General features: G+C 38.2%; 11 protein-coding genes, 3 tRNA genes and 4 rRNA genes. 11 read left to right on the top strand and 7 right to left on the bottom strand.

Features of this window, described 5'->3' with window-relative positions:
* Nucleotides 1–146 precede the first annotated feature (146 nt).
* Nucleotides 147–1,391 (bottom strand): ISL3 family transposase, encoded by a 1,245-nt coding sequence (locus K4L44_14925; protein QZE13823.1) that lies wholly within the window; start codon nucleotides 1,389–1,391, stop codon nucleotides 147–149.
* Between the two features lie 503 nt (nucleotides 1,392–1,894).
* On the opposite strand from K4L44_14925, the gene K4L44_14920 reads away from it, so the two are divergent.
* The 3 genes from K4L44_14920 (at nucleotide 1,895) to K4L44_14910 (ending at nucleotide 3,420) form a co-directional block, all read left to right on the top strand.
* Nucleotides 1,895–1,978, top strand: a tRNA-Leu gene (locus K4L44_14920).
* Nucleotides 1,979–2,827: 849 nt separating this feature from the next.
* A complete protein-coding gene (locus K4L44_14915; GenBank protein QZE13822.1) occupies nucleotides 2,828–3,025 on the top strand; it encodes a hypothetical protein in 198 nt (65 codons plus the stop codon).
* On the top strand, nucleotides 3,022–3,420 hold the full coding sequence (locus K4L44_14910; protein ID QZE13821.1) for a hypothetical protein: 399 nt from the start codon (nucleotides 3,022–3,024) through the stop codon (nucleotides 3,418–3,420). The genes K4L44_14915 and K4L44_14910 overlap by 4 nt, the downstream gene beginning before the upstream one ends.
* Before the next feature lie 411 nt (nucleotides 3,421–3,831).
* Here the strand turns inward: K4L44_14910 and K4L44_14905 are convergent, their stop codons facing one another.
* The 6 genes from K4L44_14905 to K4L44_14880 form a co-directional block, all read right to left on the bottom strand.
* Entirely contained in the window at nucleotides 3,832–5,295 is a 1,464-nt protein-coding gene (locus K4L44_14905) for a hypothetical protein (protein QZE13820.1), read from the bottom strand.
* 278 nt (nucleotides 5,296–5,573) lie between these two features.
* Nucleotides 5,574–6,470 (bottom strand): penicillin-binding protein activator LpoB, encoded by an 897-nt coding sequence (locus K4L44_14900; protein ID QZE13819.1) that lies wholly within the window; start codon nucleotides 6,468–6,470, stop codon nucleotides 5,574–5,576.
* 25 nt (nucleotides 6,471–6,495) lie between these two features.
* Nucleotides 6,496–7,611, bottom strand: a complete 1,116-nt coding sequence (locus K4L44_14895; protein QZE13818.1) for a peptidoglycan DD-metalloendopeptidase family protein — start codon at nucleotides 7,609–7,611, stop codon at nucleotides 6,496–6,498.
* 3 nt (nucleotides 7,612–7,614) lie between these two features.
* Nucleotides 7,615–8,181, bottom strand: a complete 567-nt coding sequence (locus K4L44_14890; GenBank protein ID QZE13817.1) for a hypothetical protein — start codon at nucleotides 8,179–8,181, stop codon at nucleotides 7,615–7,617.
* Between the two features lie 5 nt (nucleotides 8,182–8,186).
* A complete protein-coding gene (locus tag K4L44_14885; GenBank protein QZE13816.1) occupies nucleotides 8,187–10,289 on the bottom strand; it encodes a hypothetical protein in 2,103 nt (700 codons plus the stop codon).
* Nucleotides 10,286–11,587 (bottom strand): hypothetical protein, encoded by a 1,302-nt coding sequence (locus tag K4L44_14880; protein ID QZE13815.1) that lies wholly within the window; start codon nucleotides 11,585–11,587, stop codon nucleotides 10,286–10,288. The genes K4L44_14885 and K4L44_14880 overlap by 4 nt, the downstream gene beginning before the upstream one ends.
* A 654-nt stretch (nucleotides 11,588–12,241) precedes the next feature.
* Between K4L44_14880 and K4L44_14875 the strand changes: the two genes are divergently transcribed.
* The 8 genes from K4L44_14875 to K4L44_14840 all read left to right on the top strand — a co-directional run bounded on the left by K4L44_14875 (nucleotide 12,242) and on the right by K4L44_14840 (nucleotide 21,740).
* On the top strand, nucleotides 12,242–12,685 hold the full coding sequence (locus K4L44_14875) for a dCMP deaminase family protein (protein QZE13814.1): 444 nt from the start codon (nucleotides 12,242–12,244) through the stop codon (nucleotides 12,683–12,685).
* 42 nt (nucleotides 12,686–12,727) lie between these two features.
* Nucleotides 12,728–14,338, top strand: coding sequence for a S41 family peptidase (locus K4L44_14870; GenBank protein QZE13813.1), 1,611 nt, complete (start codon nucleotides 12,728–12,730; stop codon nucleotides 14,336–14,338).
* A gap of 660 nt (nucleotides 14,339–14,998) precedes the next feature.
* A 16S ribosomal RNA gene (locus tag K4L44_14865) occupies nucleotides 14,999–16,522 on the top strand.
* Between the two features lie 143 nt (nucleotides 16,523–16,665).
* Nucleotides 16,666–16,739 (top strand) — tRNA-Ile (locus tag K4L44_14860).
* Between the two features lie 24 nt (nucleotides 16,740–16,763).
* A tRNA-Ala gene (locus K4L44_14855) sits at nucleotides 16,764–16,837 on the top strand.
* Nucleotides 16,838–16,952: 115 nt separating this feature from the next.
* Nucleotides 16,953–19,832, top strand: a 23S ribosomal RNA gene (locus K4L44_14850).
* Between the two features lie 125 nt (nucleotides 19,833–19,957).
* Nucleotides 19,958–20,068 (top strand): 5S ribosomal RNA (gene rrf / locus K4L44_14845).
* Nucleotides 20,069–20,216: 148 nt separating this feature from the next.
* Nucleotides 20,217–21,740, top strand: a 16S ribosomal RNA gene (locus K4L44_14840).
* The 16S, 23S and 5S rRNA genes sit together here with 2 tRNA genes alongside, the layout of an rRNA operon.
* Nucleotides 21,741–21,790 lie beyond the last annotated feature (50 nt).

Below are 21,790 nucleotides of genomic sequence, written 5' to 3'. Positions count from 1 at the left end.
ATAAGTCGGCTTCAATATGATAGCCATAAATGTGGTGTTTCAACTTTGATAGGAGTTTTCTAGTGATTATGTGTTCGGATTTAAATTTTAGATTATTAGTAAATGTATGAATAAATGTGGCTCTTTCCAAACTTTGGTGGGTAATCCTAAAAAGAGCGATAATGTTTGTTGATTTTTCTAAAATCTAATTTGCCTGTGATCAAGTATATCATCGTAATGAAATTCTCTGTTTTTCTAAACCCACGTGCTCTTCTTTTTGCGGATTGGACAATAGAATTAAGGCCTTCTAAAATTCCATTGTTAAGTTTAGTATCCATCCACTTAACGATTCCATTCCAATGATTTTTTATTGTTTTAGCCACCTTCTTAATGGGTTCTAATCTTGAGTGTGTTGCCCAATAATACCATTGTTTCAATAAGCATTCGAACTCTTCAATCGTATTAGCATAGGAATAAATATCTTGGAAACTTTCTCTTATGCGTAATGCTCTAAAACTTTTTAATTTACTATGAGATATCTTTAGATCATTAAAAGACTCCTCTTGCTTTTTTGTGTAATTGTCTTGATTACTTAAAAACAAATATCGGTGACCTTTTAAACACTCTTCTTCCTTACATTCAGTGCGTCGAACACTATCCACTGCTTCATTGATAAGTTTCATAATATGAAATTTATCAAATGTAATAGATGCTTTAGGTAGATGCTTTTGTACCCCGCTAATAAAGGAGGGTGACATATCACAACTAACTTGTTTGATACAATCTGATTCTATTGGCATGTCCTCTTCTTTCTTATGAGGGATAATCTCACAAAATGATGCAATCGTGTCAGACCCTTTTCCTTCCGAGACATGTACAGTTCTTCGTTCCTTTAAATCGACAAATAGTGTTACGTAATTATGGCCCTTTTTACATGAAGTCTCGTCAATACCAACCACTTCTAGGTCAGAAAAATCTTCAGTAGACCTAGATTTCTCAACATATTTAGTCAGTAATGTCCATAATTTATCATCATAGATACCTGTAAGCTTCGATACTTTATGTACTGGCATATTACTAAGTAGTGGTAATAAAAGCGCCTCAAATAGTAGTGTAAAACCACTCACTGTTCCCTCCCAGCTCATAGGTAAGGTGACAACTCTACCAGATCTTGTTATTACTCTTGGTACTTTAGCTATTATGAAACATTCATTTTCAAAGAAATTCAAATGCTGCCAACGTTTCTCTCTTGTATCATGTACACTTAGATCACATTCACCATCATAACAGAATTTAGATCCTCTTGTAAAAGAAACATGAACATCTAGTCGTTTATTGGCTGTGTCAAAATCTAAATAATCAATATAAAATGGACTTTCAATATGCAAGGCGGCTGTGAATAAATCTTTCATGATAGATATGTTTTTATAATAGGATAACTATTAATTTACCCACTAAGTTTCGGAAAGAACCATAAATGTTAAACAAAGGGTTTTTGCCTTATGTTTTTATTGCTGTTTGTGTTTTAATTCATATTAGAAGTGGAGGTTGTGTATTAAAGTAATAGATTTATTGTGGTGATACTACAATCTGTTAAATCTGTCAAAGGTAATACCAATGGGTATCAACTGAAATTATGTGACACCAACATAACGATACCAGTATCTAGAAAATATACTTCAGATTTTCAAACCAAATTGTCTACGGTTGTGGAAGGAATTTGGTAATCCATTGCATTGTAGAGATAGACAATCATTCCTCTAAAAAAAGTGACATAACTTCACTTATTGAGAATGATATGGTTACGGTTGTATCGGTATTATTTGCAATATTTTTTTCGTGTTTTATTGCAAACATCCTATTTATTCTATTATATTTGCATCGCAATCAAGAAAACAGCATAGCTGCGATGCACGCCCGGGTGGCGGAATTGGTAGACGCGCTGGATTCAAAATCCAGTGGTAGTAATGCCGTGCGGGTTCGATTCCCGCCCCGGGTACAAAAGCTTCTTCGAATTTATTCGAAGAAGCTTTTTTCGTTTTGCACTAGTTCTTTTATACATCGTTTAATTGATCAGGTAATATCGGATGAAGCATTATCTTAGGGGGATTAGTCAAATTGATAAAATAATGACTGGACCGTTTGCCATGATTTATTAACTATGTTATTACGATATTTGTAGTCGACAAATTAAGTTTCTTCAGTTGCAGCAACATGTCTGAAATATATAGGTTTATACCATATTTTTGATGTATATATGTCGTCGAATTTTGTTGTGACAACGTCTGTGATCCTTTGTTTCAGTCAGATTCCTGTGCTTCGAATAGTGGTCCCTGAGCTTTTCGAAGGGCTCAGCAATCTATATTCCGATCAGTCCTCCTAAAGTATCACCTGATCCGTAATATTTCTTAGAGGGGTATCCATTGGTGGTATGATGTTACGATTATTTTGGTTTTGTTCTAAAAGAACAAGTCCTTATTTGGAATAATCTCCATACAACGTAAGTAGAAAGGCGTGAATGTGACCCATAAATGGAGCATACTATAAAATAAATAATTCTACTTCATTAAAAAATAGACAAGATTGAAGTAAAAGTATTAAGTTATTGCGTACTTCTTGCAATAACAACCTTATAATACAATATGGAGAGTGTTGTGTTGTGGCAATGTAACTATTTAACATTTAGTGAGTTGTTTTGTGTTTATCATATAATTATAATTTCTAATTTTAAGCAATATATTATTCTAACGCTAAAACAAGGACTTATGAATTATTTAATCGAAGCTACCCTGTAAAAGTACCTGCCAATTATAGAGCAGATCTTTCCTTAACTTTCTTTAAATATAATATGGATGTAGACTATACAGCGACCTGTCGAGGACTTACTTCTGGGAAAATAATTGAAATAAAGGGAATTTGGAGCGGTGTGGATGTTGAGGAATCAGATGCGAATCTTACACTCACCCCTTTAAATGGAGGATCTGTTCGAAGAATGAGAATATCGAAAGAAATGTTGAATTCGAAGAAAATAATTGAGATCAAATGAAAAACTTATTAGTTATCCTACTATTTTGTAGTTTGTGTACCTCTTGTTTCCTTACTCACCAGGAAACAATATTTACCCTAGGTTCATTAACATTGGGTGATAGTATCGGTTCAGTTATTGAAAAATATGGGAACCCCTTTAAAAGTGATATTTATCGTCAAGATAATATTCATATAACTAAAATATATTATAAAGAACCGGTTGATGATACTTTCAATCGATATGTACTGACAACAATATTGACTTTTAAAGATTCTGTTTTAGTAGATATTGAGCAACAAGATTTTTATATACCATCTGGAGATAATGTAATAAATGTCAATCCCGTTCAAGACTCTAGGCCTGCAACTATAAATAGCACCAGCAAGGAGGTAAACACACTAAAAAAGGAATAAGCAAATCTTATTTACTTCAATTGATTATGCTAGCATGTATAGAATAGAGTAACAAGATGCTTATTCTAGCCTGTGATAGTGTGGGGGCTAATAATTTAAGAGCTCGTATCCAATGGTTGAAAAGTATACGAGTTCTTAAGTTAAAAACATCTAGGTTATTGTATTTATTTCTATTAATCCTTCTGCAAGTGGATAATACAATGGAAGATGTTGGTTTTTGGCCCCCATTATCTAATCTATATTCATTGAATAATCTCATATCTCCAAAGGTCTATTCTTTCAATTGATTACTCTTTGTAATATCACATTGTTAAATTTTGAATGATTGTATGAGTGTACTAAGTCATCCTTCATTTCTTATTGAATGGACTTTGATTGTGTTAAACGAAATGATTTTTTTAATACTTTAATTCAAGAAAGTTCAGTATCCGTGTCAATTAACCTATACTTCCGAATCCAATATATTAGAGGGATGGAAATAATAATGACTGTTGCAATACTACTATTGATGTATGGGGCAAGTAGGATAAAATAGGAATACATGAAAACAAAAAGTAATAGTACACGTAGTGTCTTAATAAATGAGCTATCTTCCCACCTTTCATAGTTCATTAAAACTAATATAGGGCCGAGAAGTATCATTGGTGCAGATCCTATTAGGAAATAAAACCATAGTAGTGCATATGAATAAAGTAATACGATAACCACTTTCTTTATCCAATGTATCGGTCTATTTTTAAGGTGTACATAGCTAAAACGACTCTTTAGTCCATAAAAAGGAATGATATGATGTATTGAACTACTATATTTTCTGAGTGTTGACGTGAAAGGGAATTTATCAAATATCTTCTCCTCGTGTGGATGATTAAATAGTACCTCTGTTGTAATATTATTTGTATTTAATTTGTAAAACACTTGATCATAAATACAGGAATCACCAGATGCTTTTAATTGGTTAAAATGGAGATATTTTCCACTTCTGTTTGTGATAATAGAACTGCAGTGTCCATACCTTTGCTCTAATGTTTCAAGTTTTACCCCTAGATCTTTCTTTCTAACTTTCTGCTCTTCTGTAAATAGTTTGTAGCCTAGTTGAAGTTGGGGGAGGTTTGATATAAAGTTAAATCGGATATCAAGTCTATTTAAGTATCCCTCCTCGCCTGTAGTTGTTCTAACTTTAAGAGTTTGTCCTGACTTATTCCATTTGATAACCTCAAGAAATTCACCTTTTTTCAAGGTGTCACGTGGAGTAGTACAAGCCCAGGTAGCATATAGGAGTACTTTCTTATCTAGAGTAAGACTCCTTGATCCCGATAAGTTTTTTATTGGAATAAAACCAATATCTCCATCTGGAGTTTTTACTTGAACCTGAGACGTTCCTGATATCGCAATAGGGAGCACTTTAGTTCCTACAGCAATTTTCTTTTGTACTATTCGATTGAATTTACTCCCTGAATAAAGTGCATCACTATGATATAATGTGGTAGGGACAATGGTTATAAGATCCTCTTCAGAAGTATTGGAAACCGTGTATTCTTTATGATTATAACTATTCATATAGAAAAATAGAGAAAACAGTATTATAAATCCTAATATGGAGAGAATGGTTTTTGTTAGAGGGATAAGTTTGTATCGCTTGTGATATAACGTAACACAGACAAGCTCTTGATAGTTGTCTTTGGTCTCTTCTATCTTATTTGCTCCTAACCTTTTTGCTTTTAGAAGACGATTTAAACTTTTACGAATCTCTAGATATCCTTTAGGATAAATCTTATCTGCTCCATCATTACCTTGAAAATGACCACTCCATGATGCATCAATAGAGTCTAGTATTTTCTGAATTCTAGTGATTCTGTTATTTCTTTCCTCTACCATTTTACTTGGTTTTTGTGTTGGGGTTGTTTTGCCTAATTATTAAACTTAGGTTTTTATATCAACTTTGGGTTCTAAGTGTCAGTGGAATAATATGATTCCCCAAGAAGTATGTTTAAGGGAGGGGAAGTTCTTTGATTCCTAACTTAAAAACCTCGTTTGTCAAATAGTTAAGAGTTATTGTTTATCGTGTTATCTTTGATCGGATTTTTAAATTTGATCATAATTGAGATAAGATGAGTATTTCCGATACCGAAATACTCATCTTAAAAGGAGAGGTGTTAGAATAAATTACCTGCTGTACCTTTACCTAAAATTTTGATTCCTGAGTCTCCAATATATTTCATCTCTATTGAGGCAGGATCTTGATTAAATGCAGATATTATTTTAGACATCTCTTTCTTTTTAAGTGATTTGCATTCACAATAACCTTCTCCAACAGATTGAACTGAGAATTTGCATATAGATCTTTTTATAGGTCTTCCCTTAGATGATTTTGACACTTTAAATGCTTCAAAACGTCCTGATTTCTTGATTCCCATCTCTTTTCCTACTTCAAGCATTACCATTGTCAATTTTCCTCTCTTGTCAGGGATAAGTTCTTGGATATTACATGCAACTGGAAGATTGGTAATGATAAACTTGGTGACTTGCAACTCAATTTGTTTTGCCATTTGAGTAATTGCTTTCTCTTTTGTCGACCCTACTGTTGAGGTAAATCCTCCAATTTTATAATTACCAGAAATAACCTCTCCATCTATAACAGACATTAATTGTAGAGAATAATCTAAAGAACCACTATAGTAGTTGTCTCCTTTTTCGACCCTTTTGTACTCTGTCGTCACGGAGTTGATATTGGGAATAAGAATATAGTCAGCTCCAGCCTGTGTGGCAACACTAATTCTGCTGTCATTAGATAAACTCATTGCATCGCTAGATCCTTGTCTTTCAATCTCTTTTTTCCAAGAATCTAAGGTGGTGATGTCGACAACTTTAAATCGATTTTGTTTAGAGAAACTTTCTAATATATTCGTTCTAATTGAACCAATCGCATTCTCTCCGATCTTTGTTGGGAGTTGCATTTTCTCAATCAATATTGTTGTCTTTTGGGGTGATTGTGCGAAGCCCATAAAAGCTATTAACGTCATACAGATTGAAAATATTACATTTTTTCTCATAATAAGTTTGGTTTTAATTATTTAGTTAATCATTAAATGTTGGAGCGGGATTGATAAAGTGGTTTTTAAGAATTACTTCGTAATGTAAATGTGGCCCTGTACTAACACCAGTACTACCTACTTCTGCTATGATATCACCCTTTTTAATACGTTGTCCACTTTTGACTAGGATCCTATTCAAATGACCAAAACCACATTTATAACCATTTAGAGCATCTAGTTTAATGTAGTTGCCATAACCTCTTGCACGACCAGCATAGCTAACCTTACAATCCATAGGTGCATAAATCTTTGTGCCTCTAGGTGCTGCAAGATCAATGCCTTTGTGTGGTTTTCTACTTCCATATACTGGATGTACTCTTGGTCCAAAAGGGGAAGAGACTCTGTATTTACTATGTAAAGGACAGCCAGATGGTATCATTCGACTTTTTATATCATTCGACTTTTTAGATGTGATAACCCCTTTATCTGGAGTTTTCTCAACCGTGAGTTTTGTTGCGCGGTCCTTTTTAGTCGTTTGAGATTTACTGATTTCAGATTTCGACTTACTTATCAGTTCTGATGAAATAGATAGCTTGGTGCCTCTCTCTTTAGAATTCGTAGCCTCTTCAAGATGTAATTTAAACCCTCTATTCGCAAGTTTCTCCGATATCGGAGTTTCCTCCTGCTTCAAGCTTTTATCTTTTTTATTGTTATCTACGGTTTCGTTTACTATTTGAAGAAGTTTTAATTTCTCTTTATTACTTACATCATTAGGAATTCCTAAAATCTTGGATACCACAATGGAGTCGGGTGTATCTTTAATCCAGTTTTTTATGCCTTTATCCTCGTTTATTTTTTTCTTTATGTCAATAGTATTCGACATTTTCTTTTCCTGTATCTCTTTAGGGATAACTGTCTCTTTATCATCTGTAAGCATGATAGAGTCCGTTTGAATTTCTCCATCTAAGTATACTCCATAAGACTTACTAAATTCATTAAGCTCTTTTTTATAGTTCTTAATAAACTCTTCCTGCTCATTTTTGAGACTATCTATTCCCACATTGTATCTTTTGACAAATGATTCATAACTTTCATCTGTTACTTGTCCATAGACACTACAACCAAAAAGAAGTATTAACAAAAAAAGAAAGTGTCTCATGATCTATTTATTATTGCTCATCTCTGATGAAACTTGTTTGCGAAACTTTTGATAGTCGTAGTCCATTCTCATCTTGTCATCACTACTAAGACCTTTGTTAAGTTCTTTGAGTACGTTATCACCATTTAGCTCTACAGCAATATAACAGGTGTATTTTCCTGTATTGTTGTTCATCATTGTTTTCTTACAAATGGTAACAACACCACGAAGAGTTTGGTTAATATTGTTTTTTACTAGGTCTTGTGTTCTTCTGATTACATCTTCATTATCAGCATTACTATGTACTCCCATATAAGCTTCCATAGCTTTTTTAACGGTCACTTCAATCTCCGATGCTAGATTTGTTTGGGCTGATTGTAGAGCCATCGTTTCGGCATACATTCTATCTTTACTGGTAAAATCACCACTAGCTCTAAAAATTCCTTCTGAAGATTGGTATTTAGAACCACTACAATAACTAACCACTTCGGTCATGCCATTAGCTGGTGTTGTGGGTTGTTGAACAACTTGTTTTGGTGCAGAACATCCTACCATAAATAGGGTAATTGCTAAATAAATTAGTCTTTTCATAATTTCTAATTTTTCGATTTAAATAAATTGGTTATTTGTTGATGAGTAATGGTTTTATTATAGAATTTTATCTGGTCGATTAATCCTATATAGTCTAACTCAATTCCTTTTGTATGACCTATATATCCTGCGATATATTCCAACCCCTTAGATCTCCCTTTTTCAGTGTCCATTAACTTCCCATCCATATAAAATTTGCCAATGCCATTGCGTTCATCTGTCATTGCAAAGGTGACTACTAGATGATGCCATTGACCATCTAGTAGTAATAATTTAGGGTTGAAATCAAGGGTTGGATATCTTAGATATATGTCGTTTCGTGCGAAAACATAAAACTTACCTCCTGTTATACTGCCAATGGCAGGAGTTATCAAGTTGTTTTCTGGTTGTTCTACTCCAATAATAGATCCACCATGGCTTGTTTTTACCCATACAGAGACACTGTAATCATGCCCTGCTTGAATGGGTAGTCTTGGTATTTTTAAATAATCTTCTCCATTTAATTTTAGGGAGTACCCCTTGCCGCTAGGAGTGTCTTTGCTTAGTTCTGGTGTATTCTTTGATGCAGGTACAGCATCACTGTTCTCTTTGCCCTTAAGGTTAGCTGTCGTTTCTTGGTCAAAGGAGTAAAAACCTACCAATCCACTGCTAATATTGATATTACTAGGAGTTTTGTTTTGGGGACTTTTATTCGCTGTACTTGTATCTGTTGATGGGATAGAAGCTTCTTGTTTCTTCTCTTCATTGTGTTGAGTTAACGCATCATCTGAAACTTCTTCAATATCAATAGCAGAAAGGGCTTTCTTGAACTGTGGTTTAAGTCTCTTTAGTACTCCTTTCCATGCAGTAATATCTACTTTGGACTTTGGAGTATTCTGTTTTAGAAGTGTTTTGACCCCTTGTTGCGATACAGAGGTAATTGTCTTTTCGTGATATCGATCATATAGTTCAATGCTTCCTGTTGTGTAATAAGATTGGAGGTTATAGCTACCACCTTCAACGAGTTCTCCTTTGTCGATTTTGCCCTCTATACGTATCTCTACTTGAGCATCACTTTTATCCTCTACTTGATCAAAATAGTTCTGAGAAATCATTGAACGAACAAATTGTTTTACCGCATCTACTCCAGTGTCGTTCTTAATAAAAACTTTTATTTGGGATGGTGCGACATGTATTGGAAGTTGTGTGTTTGGAATACTCCATACTCTATGAATTGATCTACTTAACCATTTAGGCATCGACTTATAAGGAAGCGATTCTGATGCCACTTGAACAGTTAAAGACATTTCTTGCTCTTTTCCTGTTACTCTTAGCACATCAAAAGAACTTAGCCCATTGCTATTCGTTTTTGTTGGTGTGGTTATCTCTCCTGTCCCTTTTGCGAAACGAGTAGATAGCGGAATGTCCTGAATTGCCGATCCTCTCCTTAATATTTGGATAGATACTTTTTGTCGGCTTGTTGTATATGCTTTATATGTTAACTCGTTAGGAGTTACGCCAATTTCAATACCATTCCATATATTTCGTAGACTACTATAGATATTTTCAAATAGATCTTCCCCTTGGTATTGCATGTCTGTGTCTAATATCGGAGTTAGTTTTTTTATACATCGAATGTATTGTTCTACGGCTGCCATTATACGACCTTGGTTCTCCATCATTACCCCTTTTTCATAAAGAGTATAGGTGGTTCTTTTTATCTCTTCAATTCTTCTTTTTCTTTCTTTTAAGTATTCCTGCTTGTTTAATTCAAAGCATACATAGTAAGTATTTCCATCTTTGTAACTTCCAATAAGTTGCTGTCCATATAACGAAAGACTAATTTGAGTTTTTATATTTTGATTAAAGTTTCGCTTGATATCATCATTTTCCGCTAATAATTCACTAACGGATGAAGAGTTTAGTTTTATCTCAATTTGAGATGCTAGATCGACTAATGCTTGCTTTTTGGCTATTCCTTCATAGTCTTTTTCATGAATAGGAGAACTACCAATACCGTAAATGAATCGATCTCCTCCTTGAGGCCTTTTCTCTAACCAATAAGGCTTTTGTGCGAATAACGTTCCCGTAATAAAGAACATTAGAATATATAGAAGTCTTTTTCTCATTTTATCATGATCATTAGTTTATTACCCTCTATTTTCCTTGAACAGTCAAGCTGTAGATCTTTTTTAAGAAATCGCCAAAAGTCAAATCCAAAGTCATTGATTCCATACGAATTGCCATTCGAATCCGTAGGACTTACCATGACCTTATCATATATTATGGCTTCTCCAACAACTCCTTTGGAGTGATATATGCCTTGGTGAGCATGTTCTTTGACCCATATTCTGATAGCATCTCTTAAAGGGTATTCATTTTCACCAACCTCACTATCAGAATCATACATTGACATCTCATCGAATGTAATCGACAATATCGCAGAGGTCCCATCACTGATATTCTTATTCCACCTATTTGTGACTTGATCTAAGAGCTTTTCAACTTCTCTTTGAGCAATCATGCTACTTAATCTTCCAATATTGTCTGTTTGATATGCTCCAGACCATCCTTGAACGGATCCTAATTGTATTGCTGTTGCTGTCTCATAAGCACTGAGAGTTAAGCCTGCACGTGTTTTATCCCCCTCTTTTTCAATTTCAAGTGAGACTTCCACATATACATCCATTCCTGAACTCATTAGCATCTCTCTGTCAATGGATGTTGTTGCCGTCTCCTCATATTGTTGAACTCTTTGTGCAGCTTTGGCTGTAGCTAATATGTTACGAGTTTCGATGTTCGCATTTACAAATTCTCCAGTAATGACAGAAAGGGTTGGTTTAATACCTGGACGTTCATATACCTGTGCATAAGTTTCTCCTTTTTTAAGGTAAGGGACTACTGCTATTGTTGGCATTAATTGTCTGTTTTGTATCTCTTCTTGCTTTTTTTCTCTTTTACTCCTGTTTGTTTCAGCATAAAGATCGTATGCTTTAAGTTCTCTGATTATACTTCCTGAATAAAGAGATACTTGAAACGAAGATGTGTATTGACCAGACTCCTTTCGAGGAGTGGTCTGTTCTGTAATTCTTGAAACAAATGCATTAAAACGACTTTCGATCATTTTGTTTACATGATCCTGCCTTTTCTTCCGACTTTCAGAAGTAGTTAAGGGGTGTGCAGAATGATAACCATCACAACCAAATATTAGCACCGCTCTTAGTGCATCCTTTTTTGCCTGATCAGGTAAGCTCTTTTTCTTGTCTGCTTTGGCAATTACTTCAAGTGTAATTTCATTAGGGTTACTTGAGTCTATACAGTGAATCTGTCCATAGACTAATGAAGGAAATAAGATAGAAATTAGAATTGTTACTCTAATTAATACTTCTGCATAAGAAGGTCTCTTGTTAAAGAAAATATCTTTCATATTTATGTAAGGGTGTTTGCTGTTCAAAGTATTAGGAGAACAATTAATGTTTTTATTTGTTCATATTATGTAATGTCTTAGCTTGTCTTTTATATATTTAGATATGTTTAATTGTGGGATTTATAGTCTTTATCTATAATTTGAAAACAACTGTTGTTTCCCATTTAAAAGTTGCTGTGTGCTTGATGTGAAGGTTTTTTTATGCTTGAAAAAATAATTTTATTTTTTCAAGCATTTTGTGTTAATTTTAATCCTTTTATGGGTTGCTTGTGTGTTCTAAAAGGCATCAAATTGCAGGTATACATGATTCATAATTTATCTTTAGCCTTAGTTCTTAATGGACGTAAATTTCACTTTCAACTTTATTTAAAATCAACATATTTAAAAAAGTATTTGGATTAATATTATCGATTTATGTTTAGTTTAACTGTTTTACACATTGAATGAATTGGCCCTTAAAAAGGGATCTATTGGAATACTATCGTTTGTTTAAAAACAGTAATGCGTACTTTTATTACTATTAGTTCTATGACATTGTTGTTATTTAATTAATATTTTAAGAATCTGATTTTACCTTGTGTTGTTCTTTTTTATTAAAAATGTTGTACACTTGTAGTTATAGTTATTATAGACATTCATTTCAATATCTACCAAATGGACCAAAAGGAGAAACAAATACGTCTAGATAAAAGATATCTAAGGATGGCTCTAATCTGGGCTGAAAATTCTTATTGTAAAAGAAGAAAAGTAGGCGCTTTATTGGTGAAAAATAAGATGATTATATCTGATGGTTACAATGGAACACCATCTGGTTTTGAAAACATCTGTGAGGATGATCAAAATAAATCTAAACCATTTGTTCTTCATGCTGAGGCAAATGCTATTTCTAAAATTGCAAGAACGAGTAATAGTAGTGAAGGGGCAACGATGTATGTTACTTCTTCTCCTTGCATTGAATGTGCTAAGCTAATTATTCAGGCAGGAATAGATCGAGTTGTTTTTTTTGAGTCTTATCGTGTAAATGATGGTGTAGAACTCCTCGAAAAGGCTAAAATCTCTGTGGAGCAGCATGAATCACTTGATGAAGTAATTTTATAGTCCCCTGCCTTTTCTTATTGTAATTGAACTTATTTATTTTGTATGAAAAAGATTAATATACTTCTCATTTTTTTAGGGCTTTTTGCTGTCGCTGAATTTTTTAATATTTATTATAAAACGAAATATCAGAATGCGACTTTGACAATTCCGTCCTCCTCCAATGAGTCTCCTCTTCTTAAGCCGAATAAAGTGGGACTTATTATGAATATGATACAATTAAGGTATGTGGATACTGTCAATAATAAGACGTTAGAAGACGAGGTTATTCCACAGATTTTAAAAGAACTTGATCCTCATTGTGCTTATTTTCCGAAAGATGACTTTAAGAATGTCAATGAAGAGATGAAAGGTAACTTTGGTGGGGTTGGAGTGCAGTTTCGTATTGAGAATGATACTGTGATGATTGTAGATGTTGTCTCAGGTGGTCCTTCTCAAAAGTTGGGTGTGCTTGGTGGAGATCGTATCGTGTCAGTGAATGATTCGACGATTGCAGGAAATGGAGTGACCAATGAGGTGGTGATGAAACTGTTAAAAGGAAAGATTGGCACAAAAGTTAAGGTCGGAATTAAAAGAATGGGTGTTCCTAAGCCTATTAATTTTGATATAACAAGAGGAGAAATTCCTCTATATAGTGTTGATGTATCATATATGTTGAATGATACAACTGGCTATATTAAAGTTGGTCGATTTGCAATTACAACCTTTCAAGAGTTTATGAAGGGATTGGATGAATTGAAAGAGGATGGAGCAAAAAAGTTTATTGTAGATTTAAGAGGAAATCCCGGAGGTATACTTGGTATTGTTGCAGAAATGGCAAATGAATTTCTTCATAAAGGAGATATGATTGTTTATACCAAAGGTCGTTCTCAACCAAATCAAGAGTTTACTGCTAAACGTGATGGTAAGTATGTTGATCAAAAGTTGGTTGTGTTGATAGATGAGTATTCTGCATCAGCAAGTGAGATTTTTGCTGGAGCGATGCAAGATAACGACAGAGCTATAATAATTGGACGTAGATCTTTTGGAAAAGGATTAGTGCAAGAGCAAGTCCCTTTCAGCGATGGTTCTGCTTTAAGATTAACTGTTGCACGTTATTATACCCCATCTGGACGTTGTATTCAAAAACCTTATGACAAAGGGGTTGATGAGTATAATAAAGATATTTATAATCGGATACAACATGGTGAGCTAGAAGTAAAAGATAGTATTGCTGTAACGGATACTATAAAATACTATACCAAAGCAGGTCGAATTGTTCATGGTGGAGGTGGTATAATGCCTGATATTTTTGTTCCTGCAGACACTACTGGTTTCTCAGATCTTTATGTCGATGTTCTCTCTAAAGGACTTCTGTTTAAATTTTCTTTTGATTTTGCAGACACTCATCGTGAAGAATTAAAGAAAATTGAAGAGGCGACAGAATTGAAAAACTATTTAGTTGACCATCATGAGTTTAAGCTTTTCTTAGACTATTGTAGAAAGGAAGGAGTGAAAGTTAAATCGAAAGATTTGAAAGTGTCTGGTAATATTCTTAAGGTCCAACTTTGGGCCTATACATCAAGGAATATTCTTGGTGAAAAAGGTTTTTATCCAATTATTCGAGAGTTAGATGAGACTTTAGATCAGGCGATTGAAGTAATTTCAACGAAGTAGTTATCTACCTTTGTTACTTTTATTAAAAAAGGCATTTATTCCTAATTATATGGAATTAATGCCTTTTTTAATATTTTATTTACTGTTAGTCAGATCGTTGTGTTTCTTGGTTGTAAAAAAGTTAGCTTTTTATTTGGAATTATGGATTAAAAAGATGTTTCTTTGCATCGCTTTTAACAACAAAAGCACTTCGTTCTAAGACAACATTGAGAGATTCTGAATATTATCCCTTCCGCTGTGTGACTCCATTGATTCTAGCGAGATGAGAAAGAGAGGACATAAGAAGCTGATAGAAGAGCAGAAGATTGACAAGGTTTTAGATTTTGAAATAATTGAGAGTGTGATTTTAAGTGAAAAAAAATAAATCAATTTTTATTTGGATCTTAAAAATGTAAAGTGTTATCTTTGCACTCACGTTCTAAAAAAGCGAACATTGTTTTTTAGTTTTTCGGAGACGAAAAATAAATGAAAAAACATTTGGAGTTTAAAGATAAAATGATTTATCTTTGCAACCGCAAAAACATCGGCGCAACGGCGACGATGGATGAATAAGAAATAAGTTCTTTGAAGATATTTTTTTGATAATGACAAGTACAAAAAAGCAACCGTCAATCAATAGATTTTTGAGTTTTTGTTGAGCTAAATTAATTAACTTTTTATACAACGAAGAGTTTGATCCTGGCTCAGGATGAACGCTAGCGGGAGGCCTAACACATGCAAGTCGAGGGGTAACGGAGGTAGCTTGCTACCAGACGACGACCGGCGCACGGGTGAGTAACGCGTATGTAATCTGCCTTGTACAGAGGGATAGCCCAGAGAAATTTGGATTAATACCTCATAGTATTATTGAGTCGCCTGGCTCGATAATTAAAGCTCCGGCGGTACAAGATGAACATGCGTGACATTAGCTAGTTGGTAAGGTAACGGCTTACCAAGGCAACGATGTCTAGGGGTTCTGAGAGGATGATCCCCCACACTGGTACTGAGACACGGACCAGACTCCTACGGGAGGCAGCAGTGAGGAATATTGGTCAATGGACGCAAGTCTGAACCAGCCATCCCGCGTGAAGGATGACTGCCCTATGGGTTGTAAACTTCTTTTATATGCAAATAAACCTACTTTCGTGAAAGTAGCTGAAGGTAGCATATGAATAAACACCGGCTAACTCCGTGCCAGCAGCCGCGGTAATACGGAGGGTGTAAGCGTTATCCGGATTTATTGGGTTTAAAGGGTACGTAGGCGGTAATATAAGTCAGTGGTGAAATCCTGCAGCTCAACTGTAGAACTGCCATTGAAACTGTATTACTTGAGTATACTTGAGGTAGGCGGAATGAGTAGTGTAGCGGTGAAATGCTTAGATATTACTCAGAACACCGATTGCGAAGGCAGCTTACTAAGGTATAACTGACGCTGATGTACGAAAGCGTGGGGAGCGAACAGGATTAGATACCCTGGTAGTCCACGCCGTAAACGATGATTACTCGCTGTTGGCGATACACAGTCAGTGGCTAAGCGAAAGTTTTAAGTAATCCACCTGGGGAGTACGATCGCAAGATTGAAACTCAAAGGAATTGACGGGGGCCCGCACAAGCGGAGGAACATGTGGTTTAATTCGATGATACGCGAGGAACCTTACCTGGGCTTAAATGTACGGCGACCGGTCTAGAGATAGACCTTTCTTCGGACGACGTACAAGGTGCTGCATGGTTGTCGTCAGCTCGTGCCGTGAGGTGTCGGGTTAAGTCCCATAACGAGCGCAACCCTTATCTTTAGTTGCTAACAGGTTAAGCTGAGGACTCTAGAGAGACTGCCACCGTAAGGTGAGAGGAAGGTGGGGATGACGTCAAATCAGCACGGCCCTTATGTCCAGGGCTACACACGTGTTACAATGGTCAGTACAAAGGGCAGCTACCTGGCGACAGGATGCTAATCTCTAAAACTGGTCTCAGTTCGGATCGGAGTCTGCAACTCGACTCCGTGAAGCTGGATTCGCTAGTAATCGCGCATCAGCCATGGCGCGGTGAATACGTTCCCGGGCCTTGTACACACCGCCCGTCAAACCATGGAAGCTGGGGGTGCCTGAAGTCTGTTACCGAGAGGAGCGGCCTAGGGTAAAACTAGTGACTGGGGTTAAGTCGTAACAAGGTAGCCGTACCGGAAGGTGTGGCTGGAACACCTCCTTTCTGGAGCCGACAAGAACGGTTTAAGAAAATCGACAGATTAGGTTGTTTTTTCTTGTCATATCAAAAAAACCTTATATACCCACATGACCAACGTGGTGATAGCGATATGCTGAAATACTAAGGTGGTTATGTTTTTATAGCATAGTCCCGTAGCTCAGCTGGTTAGAGCGCTACACTGATAATGTAGAGGTCCCCAGTTCAAGTCTGGGCGGGACTACATTTAAGATAACGCAGGTTATTGGGGGGATTAGCTCAGTTGGCTAGAGCGCCTGCCTTGCACGCAGGAGGTCATCGGTTCGACTCCGATATTCTCCACACATTTATACTGATTAACTAATTAGTGTATATAAGTTCTTTGACATTCTGGAAGAAGTAATCTGTAAAAAGAATACAACAGTAATATTTTAGATTAACGAAAAGGTTAATGTAATAGAAAGTAAGTAAGGGTGTATGGTGGATGCCTTGGCTCTTAGAGGCGATGAAAGACGTGATAAGCTGCGATAAGCTTTGGGGAGGTGCAAACAACCTATGATCCGAAGATTTCTGAATGGGGCAACCCAGCCAATTTATTGGTTATCTGATTATATCAGAGGCAAACCCGGAGAACTGAAACATCTAAGTACCCGGAGGAAGAGAAAACAAAAGTGATTCCGTTAGTAGTGGCGATCGAACGCGGATTAGCCCAAACCAATTACGTTTCGGCGTAATTGGGGTTGTAGGACTGCAATATGAGATTATGCGTGAAGTGGAAGTAACTGGAAAGTTACACCAAAGATGGTGAAAGTCCTGTACACGTAAGCAAATATGATCTAGCAGTATCCTGAGTAGGGCGGGGCACGTGAAACCCTGTCTGAATCTGCCAGGACCATCTGGTAAGGCTAAATACTCCTAAGAGACCGATAGTGAACCAGTACCGTGAGGGAAAGGTGAAAAGTACCCCGAACAGGGGAGTGAAAAAGTACCTGAAACCATACACTTACAAGCGGTCGGAGCATGTTAACATGTGACGGCGTGCCTTTTGCATAATGAGCCTACGAGTTACTCCTCACTGGCAAGGTTAATAGTTTAAGGCTAGGAGCCGAAGCGAAAGCGAGTCTGAATAGGGCGCTAAAGTCAGTGGGGGTAGACGCGAAACCGTGTGATCTACCCATGGGCAGGTTGAAGTCTTGGTAACACAAGATGGAGGACCGAACCAGGGAGCGTTGAAAAGCTCTTGGATGACCTGTGGGTAGGGGTGAAAGGCCAATCAAACTCGGAAATAGCTCGTACTCCCCGAAATGCATTTAGGTGCAGCCTTGGATATAGTATTGCAGAGGTAGAGCTACTGATTGGATGCGAGGGCTTCACCGCCTATCAACTCCAGACAAACTCCGAATGCTGTAATATGATTACCAGGAGTGAGGGCATGGGTGCTAAGGTCCATGTCCGAAAGGGAAAGAACCCGGACCATCAGCTAAGGTCCCCAAGTATATGTTAAGTTGAACAAACGAGGTCTGATTGCATAGACAGCTAGGATGTTGGCTTGGAAGCAGCCATTCATTTAAAGAGTGCGTAACAGCTCACTAGTCGAGCGATCGGGCATGGATAATAATCGGGCATTAAACATATCACCGAAGCTATGGATTTAATGGACTACCATTAAGTGGTAGGGGAGCATTCTAACCAGCGTTGAATGCATACTGTGAGGTGTGCTGGAGCGGTTAGAAAAGCAAATGTAGGCATAAGTAACGATAAGGGGGGCGAGAAACCCCCCCGCCGATAGACTAAGGTTTCCTGATCAACGCTAATCGGATCAGGGTTAGTCGGGACCTAAGGGAAAGCCGAACGGCGAACTCGATGGACAACAGGTTAATATTCCTGTACTTTGTATAATTGTGATGGGGCGACGGAGTGATGAAAGCACCGCGTACTGACGGAATAGTACGTTGAAGGGCTTAGGTTATGATATGTGTAGGCAAATCCGCACATTGAGCTGAAACCTGATAGTACCAAGCGTCTTCGGACAATTGGATAGTGTGCCTAAGGGCTTCCAAGAAAAACCTCTAAACGTAGATTATACAGACCCGTACCGCAAACCGACACAGGTAGTCAAGGAGAGAATCCTGAGGCGCTCGAGTGATTCATGGCTAAGGAACTAGGCAAAATCGATCCGTAACTTCGGGAGAAGGATCGCTCCTCGTAAGGGGAGCCGCAGTGAAAAGGCCCAGGCGACTGTTTATCAAAAACACAGGGCTTTGCTAAATCGAAAGATGATGTATAAGGCCTGACACCTGCCCGGTGCCGGAAGGTTAAGTGGGGGCGTTATCTTCGGAGAAGCGCTGAAATGAAGCCCCGGTAAACGGCGGCCGTAACTATAACGGTCCTAAGGTAGCGAAATTCCTTGTCGGGTAAGTTCCGACCTGCACGAATGGTGCAACGATCTGGGCACTGTCTCAGCCATGAGCTCGGTGAAATTGAAGTATCGGTGAAGATGCCGATTACCCGCAACGGGACGGAAAGACCCCGTGAACCTTTACTGCAACTTCACATTGATTCTGGGCATGTAATGTGTAGGATAGGTCGGAGACAATGAAGCGGCATCGCAAGGTGTTGTGGAGTCGTCCTTGAAATACGACCCTTTGCCTGTTTGGAACCTAACTCAGCGATGAGGACATTGTGTGGTGGGTAGTTTGACTGGGGTGGTCGCCTCCAAAAGAGTAACGGAGGCTTCTAAAGGTACCCTCAAGACGATTGGTAACCGTCTGTAGAGTGTAATGGCACAAGGGTGCTTGACTGTGAGACCAACAAGTCGATCAGGTACGAAAGTAGAGCATAGTGATCCGGTGGTTCCGTATGGAAGGGCCATCGCTCAAAGGATAAAAGGTACTCCGGGGATAACAGGCTGATCGCTCCCAAGAGCTCATATCGACGGAGCGGTTTGGCACCTCGATGTCGGCTCGTCACATCCTGGGGCTGGAGAAGGTCCCAAGGGTTGGGCTGTTCGCCCATTAAAGTGGCACGCGAGCTGGGTTCAGAACGTCGTGAGACAGTTCGGTCCCTATCTGTTGTGGGCGCAGGAAACTTGAGAGAAGCTGCTGCTAGTACGAGAGGACCGCGGTGGACAAACCTCTGGTGTATCAGTTGTGCCGCCAGGTGCATTGCTGAGTAGCTACGTTTGGAAGAGATAAGTGCTGAAAGCATCTAAGCACGAAGCTCCACTCAAGATGAGGTTTCCTTAGAGGGTCGTTGGAGACTACGACGTTGATAGGCTGCAGGTGTAAAGGTTGCGAGACCAAAGCCGAGCAGTACTAATTACCCGAAACTTTCATTAGAATAAAGTATGTTGTATTCTAGGATTCCTTCTTCCAGGAGAAATGTCAAAATCATATTGAACTATGTATATTGATTAATATTATTAAAATTATTAGTCACGTATAAATCACCGTATTAACAATTTAAGGTGGTTATTGCATAGGGGTTCCACCTCTTCCCATTCCGAACAGAGAAGTTAAGCCCTATCGCGCCGATGGTACTGCAGAGATGTGGGAGAGTAGGTCGCCGCCCTTTTAATGAAAGATCAATTCACTTGAGTTGATTTTTTTTATGAACAAAACGTTCTTTGAAGATATTTTTTTGATAATGACAAGTACAAAAAAGCAACCGTCAATCAATAGATTTTTGAGTTTTTGTTGAGCTAAATTAATTAACTTTTTATACAACGAAGAGTTTGATCCTGGCTCAGGATGAACGCTAGCGGGAGGCCTAACACATGCAAGTCGAGGGGTAACGGAGGTAGCTTGCTACCAGACGACGACCGGCGCACGGGTGAGTAACGCGTATGTAATCTGCCTTGTACAGAGGGATAGCCCAGAGAAATTTGGATTAATACCTCATAGTATTATTGAGTCGCCTGGCTCGATAATTAAAGCTCCGGCGGTACAAGATGAACATGCGTGACATTAGCTAGTTGGTAAGGTAACGGCTTACCAAGGCAACGATGTCTAGGGGTTCTGAGAGGATGATCCCCCACACTGGTACTGAGACACGGACCAGACTCCTACGGGAGGCAGCAGTGAGGAATATTGGTCAATGGACGCAAGTCTGAACCAGCCATCCCGCGTGAAGGATGACTGCCCTATGGGTTGTAAACTTCTTTTATATGCAAATAAACCTACTTTCGTGAAAGTAGCTGAAGGTAGCATATGAATAAACACCGGCTAACTCCGTGCCAGCAGCCGCGGTAATACGGAGGGTGTAAGCGTTATCCGGATTTATTGGGTTTAAAGGGTACGTAGGCGGTAATATAAGTCAGTGGTGAAATCCTGCAGCTCAACTGTAGAACTGCCATTGAAACTGTATTACTTGAGTATACTTGAGGTAGGCGGAATGAGTAGTGTAGCGGTGAAATGCTTAGATATTACTCAGAACACCGATTGCGAAGGCAGCTTACTAAGGTATAACTGACGCTGATGTACGAAAGCGTGGGGAGCGAACAGGATTAGATACCCTGGTAGTCCACGCCGTAAACGATGATTACTCGCTGTTGGCGATACACAGTCAGTGGCTAAGCGAAAGTTTTAAGTAATCCACCTGGGGAGTACGATCGCAAGATTGAAACTCAAAGGAATTGACGGGGGCCCGCACAAGCGGAGGAACATGTGGTTTAATTCGATGATACGCGAGGAACCTTACCTGGGCTTAAATGTACGGCGACCGGTCTAGAGATAGACCTTTCTTCGGACGACGTACAAGGTGCTGCATGGTTGTCGTCAGCTCGTGCCGTGAGGTGTCGGGTTAAGTCCCATAACGAGCGCAACCCTTATCTTTAGTTGCTAACAGGTTAAGCTGAGGACTCTAGAGAGACTGCCACCGTAAGGTGAGAGGAAGGTGGGGATGACGTCAAATCAGCACGGCCCTTATGTCCAGGGCTACACACGTGTTACAATGGTCAGTACAAAGGGCAGCTACCTGGCGACAGGATGCTAATCTCTAAAACTGGTCTCAGTTCGGATCGGAGTCTGCAACTCGACTCCGTGAAGCTGGATTCGCTAGTAATCGCGCATCAGCCATGGCGCGGTGAATACGTTCCCGGGCCTTGTACACACCGCCCGTCAAACCATGGAAGCTGGGGGTGCCTGAAGTCTGTTACCGAGAGGAGCGGCCTAGGGTAAAACTAGTGACTGGGGTTAAGTCGTAACAAGGTAGCCGTACCGGAAGGTGTGGCTGGAACACCTCCTTTCTGGAGCCGACAAGAACGGTTTAAGAAAATCGACAGATTAGGTTGTTTTT

The organism is Prolixibacteraceae bacterium (assembly GCA_019720755.1).
Taxonomy (GTDB): Bacteria; Bacteroidota; Bacteroidia; order Bacteroidales; family Prolixibacteraceae; genus Halosquirtibacter; species Halosquirtibacter laminarini.
This window is presented reverse-complemented; position numbering and strand designations above follow the sequence as displayed.